This is a genomic window from Rheinheimera sp. (genome assembly GCF_036782235.1).
Lineage (GTDB): Bacteria > Pseudomonadota > Gammaproteobacteria > Enterobacterales > Alteromonadaceae > Pararheinheimera.
Window position 1 is genome coordinate 15,069 of record NZ_DAIPZL010000015.1, and the last position, 13,172, is coordinate 28,240.

12 protein-coding genes are annotated in these 13,172 nt (G+C 49.0%); all 12 read left to right on the top strand.

Annotated elements, in window-relative coordinates:
* A complete protein-coding gene (gene holB / locus V7P87_RS14225) occupies positions 1-894 on the top strand; it encodes a DNA polymerase III subunit delta' (protein WP_333798054.1) in 894 nt (297 codons plus the stop codon).
* 11 nt (positions 895-905) lie between these two features.
* Positions 906-1,232, top strand: a complete 327-nt coding sequence (locus V7P87_RS14230; RefSeq protein WP_333798011.1) for a PilZ domain-containing protein — start codon at positions 906-908, stop codon at positions 1,230-1,232.
* A 141-nt stretch (positions 1,233-1,373) separates the two neighbouring features.
* On the top strand, positions 1,374-2,156 hold the full coding sequence (locus tag V7P87_RS14235) for a TatD family hydrolase (protein ID WP_333798012.1): 783 nt from the start codon (positions 1,374-1,376) through the stop codon (positions 2,154-2,156).
* 543 nt (positions 2,157-2,699) lie between these two features.
* Positions 2,700-3,377, top strand: coding sequence for a GntR family transcriptional regulator (locus tag V7P87_RS14240; RefSeq protein WP_333798013.1), 678 nt, complete (start codon positions 2,700-2,702; stop codon positions 3,375-3,377).
* 1 nt (position 3,378) lies between these two features.
* A complete protein-coding gene (gene prpB, locus V7P87_RS14245; RefSeq protein ID WP_333798014.1) occupies positions 3,379-4,266 on the top strand; it encodes a methylisocitrate lyase in 888 nt (295 codons plus the stop codon).
* A gap of 132 nt (positions 4,267-4,398) precedes the next feature.
* Entirely contained in the window at positions 4,399-5,529 is a 1,131-nt protein-coding gene (prpC, locus tag V7P87_RS14250) for a bifunctional 2-methylcitrate synthase/citrate synthase (protein ID WP_333798015.1), read from the top strand.
* A gap of 96 nt (positions 5,530-5,625) precedes the next feature.
* Positions 5,626-8,211 (top strand): Fe/S-dependent 2-methylisocitrate dehydratase AcnD, encoded by a 2,586-nt coding sequence (gene acnD, locus V7P87_RS14255; RefSeq protein WP_333798016.1) that lies wholly within the window; start codon positions 5,626-5,628, stop codon positions 8,209-8,211.
* Between the two features lie 68 nt (positions 8,212-8,279).
* Positions 8,280-9,461, top strand: a complete 1,182-nt coding sequence (gene prpF, locus V7P87_RS14260) for a 2-methylaconitate cis-trans isomerase PrpF (RefSeq protein WP_333798017.1) — start codon at positions 8,280-8,282, stop codon at positions 9,459-9,461.
* Between the two features lie 237 nt (positions 9,462-9,698).
* Entirely contained in the window at positions 9,699-10,085 is a 387-nt protein-coding gene (locus V7P87_RS14265; RefSeq protein ID WP_296298401.1) for a hypothetical protein, read from the top strand.
* 47 nt (positions 10,086-10,132) lie between these two features.
* Complete coding sequence (locus V7P87_RS14270) at positions 10,133-10,633, top strand: GNAT family N-acetyltransferase (RefSeq protein WP_333798018.1); 501 nt, start codon at positions 10,133-10,135, stop codon at positions 10,631-10,633.
* Between the two features lie 71 nt (positions 10,634-10,704).
* The gene (locus tag V7P87_RS14275; RefSeq protein ID WP_333798019.1) at positions 10,705-11,889 is read left to right on the top strand and encodes a glycerophosphodiester phosphodiesterase family protein; all 1,185 of its coding nucleotides are present in this window, start codon (positions 10,705-10,707) and stop codon (positions 11,887-11,889) included.
* 131 nt (positions 11,890-12,020) lie between these two features.
* Positions 12,021-13,172, top strand: a complete 1,152-nt coding sequence (locus V7P87_RS14280) for an efflux RND transporter periplasmic adaptor subunit (protein ID WP_333798020.1) — start codon at positions 12,021-12,023, stop codon at positions 13,170-13,172.

Genomic DNA, 13,172 nt, shown 5'->3' on the forward strand with positions numbered 1-13,172 from the left:
ATGCGCCTTCCGCCCTGGCTTGAAGCAACACAGTTACAGCTTGGCACACTGGCATTAGCAGGGCAGTTGCATCATGCGTTGTTGCTGACCGGGGTTGCTGGAGTGGGCAAACACCTGCTTGCGGCAGAGCTGGCGCAGCTGCTGTTGTGCAGTCAGCCAACGGCTTCGGGCGGCTGTGGCCGATGCAAAAGCTGTTTGCTGGTGAAAGCCGGACATCATCCGGATTTACTGCACTTACAAAGTGAAACCAGCCTGGGTGTAGATGCGGTGCGCGAACTCAGCCATTTTATGCAGGGCTCGCCGCAGCAAGGCGGCGCCCGGGTTGTGCTGTTGCCACAGGCACACAAAATGACAGAAGCCGCCGCCAATGCGTTATTAAAAACATTGGAAGAACCGGGCGCCAATAGCTTTTTATTGTTGCAAACAGCTTATGAGCAGCAGTTATTGCCCACTATTTTAAGTCGCTGCCAAAAATGGCTGATAGCGCCAGTGCCTTCCTTTGTTGCCAGAAACTGGCTGGCTGAACAAAATCACATGGCCATTCCGGAATTTTTACTAAGTTTTTGTGAAGGTGCCCCCCTTAAAGCACTTGAGTTGTTAGAGTCTGGTGCCGCAGCAGATATTGCGGCCTTATTAGCGCAGCTCGAGGCTTATCTGCTTGGTGAACAAGCATTGCCCGAGTTGGTCAAAAGGCTGGAACAATTTGAGGATACCGCAACCTTATTCAGCTACTTTGTGCGCCAGCAGCTGTTATCGGCTCCACAACTGGTAAAACCGCAGGCACTGTTTGAGCGGCTGGCACAATGGTGCCGTGACGAACAGCAAATTTTGGGGCAGAATAAGAACTTAGCACTCACTGCCTTGTTGTTGGACTTGCCCAGATTACTGCGCTGAGAGAGGAATAAATGGAAGAAATCCCACTGGACTTTTTAGACATCAAAGAACTGAATCGCGCTTATATGCCTTTTCTGAAACAAGGTGGGTTGTTTGTCCGTACTGCACGCCAATATAAAATGGGTCAGTCGCTGGCACTGTTAGTGACTTTACCCGATGCGCTGGAGGCTATTCCGGTGTCTGGTAAGGTGGCCTGGTTAACACCACACGGTGCACAAAATAACAGCCCGGCCGGTATAGGTGTGGCTTTTATTGACGATAAACTTGGCCTTCGCGACAAAATTGAAAAGCTAGTCAGCGGTTTGCAGGAATCTACAGATCCAACCTACACACTGTAACAGTGACAGCAAGGCGCATCTTAAGCTAAGATCGCGCCCGTCCCGCCACCCCAAAATCATCACATTCGCCGGAATATTGGTTTATTTTGAATAACATCTGCAGTCTGTTTTGCTTTGCCCAGAGGGCTTGGAGATATTGTTTTGTTTGTTGATTCCCATTGTCATCTTGATCGCCTGGAACTGGAAAAATTGGGCATGGATTTGCCTGCAGTGCTCGCCGCAGCCAGGGCACAGCAAGTTGAACATATGCTCTGTGTGTCCGTGAGCCTTGCGGAATTTCCGGCCATGGCGGCACTGGTACAGCATTACCCCCAGGTGTCGGTGTCTTGTGGTGAACACCCGTTGCATCAAACGGATGTGCTGGACGCGGAGCTTTTGGCACAACTGGCCGCTGATGCGCGGGTTGTCGCAGTGGGCGAGACAGGGCTTGATTATTTTTACAGCCCGGACACTAAACAACTACAGCAAGATGCGTTTATCCGGCATATCGAGGTGGCGAACCTGGTCAATAAACCACTGATCGTACACACCAGGGACGCGAAAGCCGACACTTTAGCCATATTGCGGCAATATCAGGCACAAAATTGTGGTGGGGTGCTGCATTGTTTTACTGAAGATTGGGATACAGCAAAGGCGGCGCTGGATCTTGGTTTTTATATTTCGTTTTCCGGCATTATGACCTTTAAAAATGCCGATCCGCTGCGTGAAGTGGTTAAACAGGTGCCGCTGGATCGGCTGTTGATAGAAACAGACTCTCCTTATCTGTCTCCAGTGCCTTATCGTGGCAAAACCAATCAGCCCGCTTACGTCACTGCTGTTGGCGCTGCTGTTGCAGAACTGAAAGGCGTAACTGTGGAACAGCTTGCGCATCAAACCACGGAAAACTTCTATCGTTTGTTTTCTTTGGTTAAAAAGCCCAGTTAAATAAATCAGTTAGCTCTAAAAGAAAAGAAGCCCAGAACCAATCCGCATTGTTCTGGGCCTAGGGGAATGGCTCATTAACTGAGCCGTGCGCTACCGGTGAACACTGCCCAAAGTGCAGTGTGACATAAGCTTCAGTGTAGCCAAGCGCACAAAAAATGCTCAGCAGTGAAAGGTGCAACAGAGCGTTGAAAAGGTGAAGAATTTGTAAGTTTCCCCAAAGTTGCTCTCAACTTATGCAGGGGTTATCCCCAGCTTGTTCAGTGCAAGCCAATAACGGCGCGATAGTCCCTGTTTGAGATCCAAATCTACGTATTATTTTTTATTCTACCAGGCTATTGGTTGTCTTTTTTATAATCGAAAATAATCTAAAAAAATTTAATTAAAGCTGTGCTTCAAGCCAACCGGCAAAAATTTTTTACATACCCTCAGCGCTTCTCAGTCTAAAAACAACAGCAACCTTGAGTATTTTGTCGACAATTGTGTTGACTGCGGTGGTTGTTAAAGGTAAAAAGGCAACATTCATTCTGAATTGTCGACAATATTATGCAAAGCCCCATTTGGCGTGATCCTGTTACCGCCGCTGATCGTGTGCTGCTGGAAATCCAAAAAGCCATTGTCGAAGGCCAGATAGCGCCAGGCAGCAAAATTTCTGAACCTGAGCTTGCCAAAAAGTATGATCTGAGCCGGGCGCCGCTCAGGGAAGCCTTAGCCAGACTGGAGCGTTGTCACTTAATTGAACGTACTCCAAATGCTGGCGCCAGAGTGGTGAAGTTATCGGTTGCTGGCCTGATTTCGTTGTATCAGCTTAGGGAAACGCTGGAAGGTTTGGCCTGTCGTCTGGCGGCAGAGCATATGTCGGATGATGAAATTGCTCAGGTGCAGCAGCTGCTGGATCAGCATTTGTCGACACAAAGAGTGCGCGAAGGTGAAAGTTATTATCAGGAAGCAGGGGATGTCGACTTTCACTACCGCATTATTCTGGGCAGTAAAAACCCATATTTAATTAATTTGTTATGTGACGAGTTGTATTTTCTGGTGCGGATGTACCGGGTGCAACTTGGCATGAATGGTCCGAGGGTGTCGCGGGCATTTGATGAACATAAAGCTATTATCAATGCCATTGCCAACCGTGACGGTGAACTGGCCGATTTACTGATGCGCCGCCATATAGGGGCATCCAGACGCAATATTGAAAATCATTTTAAGCAACAGGGGAATTAACATGGCAACAGCAAGCGCAGGTCTGAAACTTCGTCAGGCCATTACCGCACATAACCCACTGCAACTGGTGGGTACTATTAACGCTTACACCGCCATGATGGCCGAGCGGGTTGGTCACCAGGCTTTGTACCTGTCAGGTGCAGGTGTGGCCAATGCCTCTTTTGGTTTGCCGGATTTAGGTATGACATCACTCAATGACGTCTGTGAAGATATCCGCCGCATTACAGGCGCCACATCCTTGCCACTTCTGGTAGATGCCGACACAGGTTGGGGTGGGGCTTTTAATATTGCCCGTACTGTCAAAGAAATGACCCGTGCCGGTGCGGCCGGTTTTCATATTGAAGATCAGGTGATGCAAAAACGTTGTGGCCACAGACCCAACAAAGAAATTGTGTCACTGGAAGAGATGGTTGACCGGGTCAAAGCCTCGGTCGATGCCAGAACCGACGAAAACTTCTTTATTATGGCGCGCACCGATGCGCTGCAGCAGCAAGGTTTACAGGCCGCTATCGAACGGGCTCAGGCTTGTGTGGAAGCCGGTGCTGATGCCATTTTTGCCGAAGCTGTGTATACGCTGGAACAATACAAAGCTTTTACCGATGTGATTAAAGTGCCGGTGCTTGCCAATATCACCGAGTTTGGTCAGACCCCGCTGTTTAATAAACAGGAGCTGGCCGGTGTGGGCGTAAAGATGGTGTTGTATCCGCTCAGTGCCTTTCGCGCTATGAACAAAGCGGCGCTGAATGTGTATCAGCACATTCTCTCTGACGGCGACCAAAAAGCCGTGATCGACAGCATGCAAACCCGGATGGAACTGTACGATTTTCTGAATTATCACAGCTACGAGCAAAAGCTCGATGCACTTTTTGCTGAAAATAAAAACAAATAACAGCAAATGGCTGCAACTTGCATGTATTTGCAGCAGCAAACGGGAATAGCGGCAGGTGTTCATGATATCTCTGTACCTGCCGATGCAATCTTGAATCAATTTTAAGCATCAACATTCAAAGGGGAGTCACCCATGGCAAATGCAAAAGAGTTAACAGGCGCAGGCCTGCGTGGCCAGATCGCCGGCAAAACCGCCTTGTCGACAGTTGGCAAAACAGGTTCAGGCCTGACCTACCGCGGTTATGATGTCAAAGATTTAGCCGCACATTGTGAATTTGAAGAAGTGGCCCATCTTATTTTAAAAGGTGAGTTGCCAACAGTGGCTGAGCTTGCTGCTTATAAAAGCAAACTTAAAGCCATGCGCAGCTTGCCGCAGGCCTTAAAAGAAGTGCTGGAGCGTATTCCGGCCTCTGCCCATCCGATGGATGTGATGCGTACCGGCTGCTCTATGCTGGGCAATCTGGAAACAGAACAAACCTTTGCACAGCAGCAGGATGCGACAGACCGCATGCTGGCGGTTTTCCCAGGCTTGATTAACTACTGGTACAACTACAGCCACCATGGCAAACGAATTGAAGTGGAAACAGCAGCTGATTCTATTGCCGAGCAGTTCCTCTGGACTTTACACGGTGAAAAACCACAGGCGCTGCATACCCAGGTCATGCAGGCTTCATTAATTTTATACGCCGAGCATGAATTTAACGCTTCGACTTTTACCGCCCGTGTGTGCGCTTCAACCTTGTCAGATATGCATTCCTGCATCACAGGCGCTATTGGTTCACTGCGCGGTCCACTGCACGGTGGTGCCAATGAAGCGGCAATGGAACTCATTGAGAAGATGCAAAACCCGGATCATGCCGAAGAAACCTTAATGGGTATGCTGGCGCGCAAAGACAAAATTATGGGTTTTGGCCACGCCATTTACGCAGAATCAGACCCACGTAACGCCGTGATCAAAGCCTGGTCGGAAAAACTGGCCGCAGCTAATGGTGACAGCAAACTTTATGACGTGTCAGTGCGCTGTGAAGCGGTGATGTGGCGTGAGAAAAAACTGTTTTGTAATGCCGACTTTTTCCATGCCTCGGCATACAACTATATGGGCATTCCAACCAAGTTGTTTACGCCTATTTTTGTTTGCTCACGTTTAACCGGCTGGGCCGCTCATGTGATGGAGCAGCGTGCTGACAACCGTATTATCCGGCCAAGTGCTGAATATACCGGTGTGGAGCCGCGTGAAGTCACGCCTATTGCACAGCGCGGCTAATCAACCATAAAGGGACGCAAAGCGTCCCTTTTGGCTTGATGCTGCTTATCGCTCAATTTTTTTGGGCAGCAATAGTTGCTGCTCTGGAAGCTAAAAATGAATACTCAATATCGCAAGCCGCTTGCCGGCACGCAGTTAGACTATTTTGATGCCCGCGAGGCGGTGAATAATATCAGCCCGGGCGCCTGGGAAACCCTGCCTTATACCAGCCGTGTCCATGCGGAAAACCTGGTGCGCCGCGCAGAGCCTGCCCAGTTAAATGCGTATTTAAGTCAGCTGATTGAACGTAAACAAGAGCTGGATTTTCCCTGGTTTCCGGCTCGAGTGGTGTGTCATGACATTCTTGGCCAAACTGCGCTGGTGGATTTAGCTGGCTTGCGTGACGCCATCGCCCAGATGGGCGGCGACCCTGCCAAAGTAAATCCTGTGGTGCCAACCCAGCTGATTGTTGACCATTCACTGGCCGTTGAGCATGGCGGTTTTGAAAAAGACGCTTTTGACAAAAACCGCGCTATTGAAGACAGACGCAATGACGACAGATTCCATTTTATTAACTGGACAAAAAAAGCCTTTAAAAACGTTGATGTGATTCCGCCTGGCAACGGCATTATGCACCAGATCAATTTAGAGCGGATGTCGCCGGTGATCCATGCCATTGATGGTGTGGCTTTCCCCGACACTTTGGTCGGCACCGACAGCCACACCCCGCATGTGGATGCTTTGGGTGTTATTGCCATTGGTGTTGGTGGTCTGGAAGCCGAAAGTGTCATGCTCGGCCGCGCCTCCTGGATGCGCCTGCCAGACATTATTGGTGTGGAGCTGACAGGTAAAGCCCAGCCTGGCATACAAGCAACAGACATCGTCCTGGCGCTGACCGAGTTTTTGCGTAAACAAAAAGTGGTGTCCAGTTATTTAGAGTTTTTTGGTGAAGGCGCCAGCAGCTTAAGCCTTGGCGACAGAGCCACTATCTCCAATATGACGCCAGAGTACGGCGCTACTGCGGCGATGTTTTATATCGACCAGCAGACTTTGGACTATTTAACCTTAACCGGCCGCGATGCCGCGCAGGTTAAACTGGTCGAAACTTACGCCAAAACGGCAGGTCTTTGGGCTGATAGTTTAACCACAGCCGTGTATCCACGGGTGTTGAAGTTTGATTTATCCACTGTGGTTCGTAACATTGCTGGTCCTTCTAACCCGCATGCGCGGGTAGCGACCACCGACTTAGCGGCAAAAGGCATCAGTGGTGTGGTAGAAAATACCCCGGGCTTAATGCCGGATGGTGCTGTGATTATTGCAGCTATTACCAGCTGTACCAATACCAGCAACCCGCGTAACGTCATTGCCGCTGGTTTATTGGCGCGTAACGCCCACAAACTTGGGTTAAGCCGCAAGCCCTGGGTAAAAAGCTCATTGGCGCCTGGCTCCAAAGCGGTAGAACTGTATTTAAAAGAAGCTAATTTACTGACCGATTTAGAAGCTTTAGGTTTTGGTATTGTCGGTTTTGCCTGCACCACCTGTAATGGTATGAGTGGCGCTTTAGACCCAGTCATTCAGCAGGAAGTGATAGCACGTGATTTATACGCCACAGCGGTGCTGTCCGGTAACCGCAATTTTGATGGCCGTATTCACCCTTATGCTAAACAAGCGTTTTTAGCTTCACCGGCTTTAGTAGTGGCTTACGCCATTGCCGGTACCATCCGTTTTGATATTGAAAAAGATGTGCTGGGTGTCGTAGATGGCCGTGAAATCCGCTTAAAAGACATTTGGCCAACAGATGCAGAAATAGACGCCGTTGTTGCCAGCAGCGTAAAACCGGAGCAATACCGCAAAGTGTACGAGCCGATGTTTGCAGTGTCGGTTGATTTTGGTGAAAAAATCAGCCCGCTGTATGACTGGCGGCCACAAAGTACCTATATCCGTCGTCCCCCTTACTGGGAAGGTGCGTTGGCCGGTGAACGCACGCTCAAAGGTATGCTGCCGCTGGCGGTGCTGGGCGACAACATCACCACAGACCATTTATCACCATCCAACGCCATTATGATGGACAGCGCAGCCGGTGAATATTTACATAAAATGGGCTTGCCGGAAGAAGACTTTAACTCTTACGCCACGCACCGTGGTGACCACTTAACGGCGCAGCGCGCTACTTTTGCCAACCCTAAACTCATCAACGAAATGGCGGTGGTCGATGGCAAGGTGAAACAAGGTTCTCTTGCGCGGATTGAGCCTGAAGGCAAGGTCACCCGGATGTGGGAAGCCATCGAAGCCTATATGGAACGTAAACAGCCGCTGATTATTATTGCCGGTGCTGACTATGGTCAGGGTTCGTCGCGTGACTGGGCGGCCAAAGGCGTGCGTTTAGCTGGTGTTGAAGCCATAGTTGCTGAAGGTTTTGAGCGTATTCACCGCACCAACTTAGTGGGTATGGGGGTATTGCCGCTGGAGTTTAAAGCCGGCACCAACCGCCAGACCTTAGCCCTGGACGGAACCGAAAGTTATGACGTCATTGGTGAGCGTTTGCCAAGGGCTGATTTAACTTTGGTCATTCATCGCCGTAACGGTGAGACTCTGCAAGTGCCGGTCACCTGCCGTTTAGATACCGCCGAAGAAGTGTCGATTTACGATGCCGGCGGGGTACTACAGCGTTTTGCCAAAGACTTTTTGGGTGGTGCTGTTTAACAGCCAGCGTAATTGACTACAAGCCGGTGTCTGTTTTGCAGGACCGGCTTTTTTAACAAGGTGAAATCATGACTTTTGCACCACAAATCAAAATTGCCGCCACTTATATGCGTGGCGGCACCAGTAAAGGGGTGTTTTTTAATTTAACCGATTTACCTTTGGCGGCGCAGCAGCCAGGTGAAGCGCGCGACAAACTGTTGCTGCGGGTGATTGGCAGCCCTGATCCATACGGCAAACACACAGACGGTATGGGGGGCGCGACTTCCAGCACCAGTAAAACAGTGATCTTAAGTAAAAGTCAAAAAGCTGACCACGATGTGGATTATCTGTTTGGTCAGGTGGCCATTGATAAAGCCTTTATCGATTGGAGCGGCAACTGTGGCAACTTAACAGCAGCTGTGGGCTCTTTTGCTATCAGCAATGGTTTGGTGGACTCAGCCCGAATCCCACAAAACGGCATTTGTACAGTTCGGATTTGGCAGGCCAATATTGGTAAAACCATTATTGCCCATGTGCCTGTCACCAACGGCTTTGTTCAGGAAACCGGTGACTTTGAACTGGATGGTGTAACTTTCCCTGCCGCTGAGGTGGTGATTGAGTTTTTAGACCCAGCCGCCGACGAAGAAGGCGGTGGTGGTGCTATGTTCCCAACCGGCAATCTGGTGGACAGTTTACAAGTGCCTGGCATTGGTACTTTTGCCGCCACTATGATCAACGCCGGTATTCCAACCATTTTTGTCAATGCTGCTGATATTGGTTATAGCGGCACTGAGTTGCAAGATGCCATCAATGGCGACGCCAAAGCGCTGGAAAAATTTGAAACTATCCGCGCTTATGGCGCATTAAAAATGGGGCTGATTAGCGAGCTCAGCGAAGCTAAAAGCCGCCAGCACACACCCAAAATTGCTTTTGTGGCACCGCCTGCAGCTTATGTATCATCCAGTGGCAAAGCTATTAGCCAAAACGACATCGATTTATCAGTGCGGGCACTGTCGATGGGCAAATTACACCACGCTATGATGGGTACAGCTGCTGTGGCTATTGGCACAGCTGCGGCAATTCCAGGTACTTTAGTCAATCTGGCCGCTGGTGGCGGGGAGCGCACAGCAGTGCGCTTTGGCCATCCGTCCGGTACTTTAAGAGTGGGCGCAGAAGCGGCGCTGGTCGACGGCCAATGGCAAGTGACCAAAGCCATTATGAGCCGCAGTGCCAGAGTGCTGATGGAAGGTTGGGTAAGGGTGCCTAGTTAACAGCTGTGCGTTTTGTTGCGTCAGTTATGGTTGCGACAGTAAAAAGTAAGCAAGGCAGCGCTTTTACAACAATGTTGTGCCTGCAGCTTTTTACTGGCGCCACTGCCGTCAAGATGGCAGAGCGATGGGCATAACTTATTGCTTGTACAGCGCTTCCTTTTTCTTTGCATTGATTGCAAATTAAAATATTTCTGTTTAGATTGGTACAGTCGAAGGTCAAAACAGCGGGATCACACAATGAAAAAATGGTTGCTTACCAGCCTGATTGCCGCCAGCCTGAGTTGCTCAGTGCAGGCTGCAGATCAGGATTACAAGTTAGTTACAGTCGCCGGTTACCTGAATTTTTATCTGTTGAACCTTAATGCCTGTGAAGATTTCCACCCAGAGGTGCGTAAAGCCGCTTTTGATGCTGAGCAGTCATTATATCCCTGGCTGGAAAAATTAGATGCCCGCACCAAAAACAGCATTGATGCCAGTGTGATCAGTGACGTGGTGAAAAAACGCCGTAATGCGCTCAACGCACAAATTAATGAAGGTGATTTTACGCTGGAGCATTGTCAGGCCGTGATCAAGTTACTGGCAGGCGATGGTTTAGATAAAACCCTGTTAAAAAATCTGGAATAAATTCCGACCGCAAAAAGGAAAGCCCACCATCAGGTGGGCTGTTATTTATGTTGATGATCCGCCAGATGCAGGCTTTTGATTTGCCTGCAGTCGTAAAACTGCAAGACCGTTGTTATTCCGCTGAGTTATTTGAACCTGCTGAACTGTTAAAACGTCGTTTTTCCGCTTTTCCGCAAAGCTGCTGGGTGGCGTGTTATCAGGATAAACTCTGGGGTTATCTGTTTAGCTATCCAGGGCAGCTCGGCAAAATTAATGCGCTGGCCGCTGATTTTGTACAGGTTACAACACCTGATTGTTTGTACTTGCACGATATGGCTGTCAGCCTGGATGCACGTGGGCAGGGGGTAGCGCAACAGTTGTTAACAACGGCAGAGCAATATGCCGTGGCACAAGGTTTAAATACACTTGCGCTGGTGGCGGTGCAAAATTCCGCCTCATATTGGCAACAGCGTGGTTTTGAAATTTTGTCTTCTTTAACTGCAACACAGCAGCAGAACCTGGCAAGTTACAGTGGTCAACAAGCTTTGTATCTGACCAAAACACTGTAAGTCGTTCTATTGTCATCAAAATATCACCGATGTTTTTTACACTCTGGCTTTTTAAGAAGCCGGAGTTTGTGATGCGTGTGTTATTGGCTATTTTTGCGATTGTGCAGGGTTTAACCGTGCAAGCGCAGGCCGCAGAAGCTTGTCCCTATTGGCCTTTGGTTATTGCCCATCGTGGTGCCAGCGGCTATTTGCCTGAGCACAGCCTGGCCGCTTATCAACTGGCTTTAGAGCAAGGTGCTGATTTTATTGAAGTAGATTTGGTGCCAAGCCGTGACGGTGTCTTGATAATACGCCATGAAAATGAGTTAAGTCACAGCACAGATGTAGCTAAAAGAGCCGAATTTGCTCACCTTTATACTAAAAAGCAGGTTGACGGCATTTGGCAGCAAGGCTGGTTTAGTGAAGATTTTACCCTGGCTGAACTTCGGCGTTTAAAACTCAAAGAAAGTATGCCCAAGCTCAGACCACAAAGTGCAAAACACGATGGTGTTTATGGCATTGTCACCCTGGCTGAGGTTCTGGAACTTCTGAGCAGGTATCAGCAACAAACCGGTCGTGATCTGGGCATTTATATTGAAACCAAACATCCCAGTTATTTTGCCCATATTGGTAAAAGGCAAGATGGTCAGCCGATAGCCACAGATATCACGGCTTTGTTGGTGCAGCAATTAAGCAACACCTCAGTGTTACCAACTCAGATCTATATTCAGTCTTTTGAAGTCAGTAACCTGGTGCGGCTAAAACAGCAGTTGCTGCCTGACGCCGGCTTAACAAAGGTTAAGCTGGTGCAGCTAATAGGCGACAGCCGGCAGCAGTATTTGCAGCCAAAAGACAGCTTTTCCGAACCCTATGATTTTTATGCAGCCAGTCAGGGATTGCTGCAGTTACCTGAATTACCGCTTGGGTTAAAAGCCTTTGTCGGCAGCAGGTTACACTATGGTTTACTGATGACAACGCAGGGGCTGAGCGCAGTCACAAGTTATGCCGACGGTATAGGCCCCTGGCGGCAAGACTTATATCCTCAAATCGGTGGGGATGTACCTTTGTTAGCAGAGGCCGCCAAAGCCGGACTGGTGGTGCATCCTTATACCTATCGCCTGGAACCAGATCATCTGCTGGCTGATGGTTCAGGCAAGCTGATGTCGATGCAAAATGAACTTGGCTGGATCTACCGTCAAGGTATTCAGGGTGTTTTTACGGATTTTCCCGATATCGCCGTAAAAATCAGGTCTGAGGTATGTAATAAAGGCAATTAATTATCTGAAAAGTGGCAAGTTATTGAGCCTGTCATAACTTGTTACTGTTTTGCACAGAAGCCCAGTTAACAAATACAGTACACTAAGAGCAATATAAAAAACCTTATTGTATAAAGTTGACGGATCTGTTTATGAAATTCCAGAAGAACTTGTTTTATGTTGCTCTTTTCGCGACTTTTTTAACGGCCTGCAGTAAACCTGAATCTACCGAAAACACCAAATCCGAAACAAAACCTTTATCGCTGGTCAGTGCTGACATTCTGACTTTAAAAGCCAGTGAATTGGCGCGTGGTCCTATGGTGTCGGGATCATTGCAACCCGTGGTCAAAGCTGAACTGAACGCTGAAGTGTCCGGCATTGTCACTAAAGTATTAAAAGACAACGGTGATTTAGTAAAAGCCGGTGAGCTTTTGGTGCAGCTTGATCAAACCACTTTTCGCGATAAGTTAATGTCAGCGCAGGAAGCTGAGCGTTCAGCCTTGGTGACTGCCGATCAGGCGCAAAAACAATTACGCCGCATGCAGTCCCTGCATAAGCAGAATCTGGTGACAGCCGAAGTTTTGGAGTCTGCCGAAATTAAAGCCAATCAGGCACATTCAGAACTGGCCTCTGCCAAAGCGCGTTTGGTTGAAGCAAGGCAGCAGCTGGAGCGTACTGAAGTTCGGGCACCTTTTGATGGTGTAGTGGCGCTTCGCAAAACCTCCGCCGGTGATACAGCCCAAATCGGTAAAGCGCTGATGGTGGTGATTGATCCGTCCAGCATGAGATTTGAAGGTTTTATTGCCGCAGATCAGGTTGGGCAGGTCAAAGTGGGCCAGGCGGTAAACTTCAAAGTGAATGGGTACAACAACCAGCGTTTTGATGGGGTGATTGAACGTATTAACCCACAAGCCGCAGAGACCACCCGTCAGGTTCAGGTGTTTGTAGCTATTAACAGTGAAGAACCCCTGGTGGCCGGTTTGTATGCTGAAGGTCATATTGCTGTTGCCAATCAGCAGAGCCTGATGGTGCCACCTTCGGTGCTGGTGCAGGAAGGTGACAACCATTTTGTCTGGCAACTGAGCGACAATACACTGCATAAAGTAAAAGTGCAGGTGGGTGCCAAAGATCCTCGTTGGGGCACAGTACAGCTGCTGTCGGGCGTGAATATTGGTGACGAGGTGTTATTACAGCCTTTGGGTGCCATTAAAGAAGGTGCCACTGTCACTTTAAACAGAACCGCTGATATCAACAAAAAACCTGATGCAACTGCGGCTGCTCAGACAGCTGTAGTGGGGAACTAA

Excerpts from the sequence above, each read along its gene's own strand:
- holB (WP_333798054.1), top strand. The coding sequence starts at position 1 with ATGCGCCTTCCGCCCTGGCTTGAAGCAACACAGTTACAGCTTGGCACA.
- V7P87_RS14230 (WP_333798011.1), top strand. The coding sequence starts at position 906 with ATGGAAGAAATCCCACTGGACTTTTTAGACATCAAAGAACTGAATCGC.
- V7P87_RS14240 (WP_333798013.1), top strand. The coding sequence starts at position 2,700 with ATGCAAAGCCCCATTTGGCGTGATCCTGTTACCGCCGCTGATCGTGTG.
- prpB (WP_333798014.1), top strand. The coding sequence starts at position 3,379 with ATGGCAACAGCAAGCGCAGGTCTGAAACTTCGTCAGGCCATTACCGCA.
- prpC (WP_333798015.1), top strand. The coding sequence starts at position 4,399 with ATGGCAAATGCAAAAGAGTTAACAGGCGCAGGCCTGCGTGGCCAGATC.
- acnD (WP_333798016.1), top strand. The coding sequence starts at position 5,626 with ATGAATACTCAATATCGCAAGCCGCTTGCCGGCACGCAGTTAGACTAT.
- prpF (WP_333798017.1), top strand. The coding sequence starts at position 8,280 with ATGACTTTTGCACCACAAATCAAAATTGCCGCCACTTATATGCGTGGC.
- V7P87_RS14265 (WP_296298401.1), top strand. The coding sequence starts at position 9,699 with ATGAAAAAATGGTTGCTTACCAGCCTGATTGCCGCCAGCCTGAGTTGC.
- V7P87_RS14270 (WP_333798018.1), top strand. The coding sequence starts at position 10,133 with ATGTTGATGATCCGCCAGATGCAGGCTTTTGATTTGCCTGCAGTCGTA.
- V7P87_RS14275 (WP_333798019.1), top strand. The coding sequence starts at position 10,705 with ATGCGTGTGTTATTGGCTATTTTTGCGATTGTGCAGGGTTTAACCGTG.
- V7P87_RS14280 (WP_333798020.1), top strand. The coding sequence starts at position 12,021 with ATGAAATTCCAGAAGAACTTGTTTTATGTTGCTCTTTTCGCGACTTTT.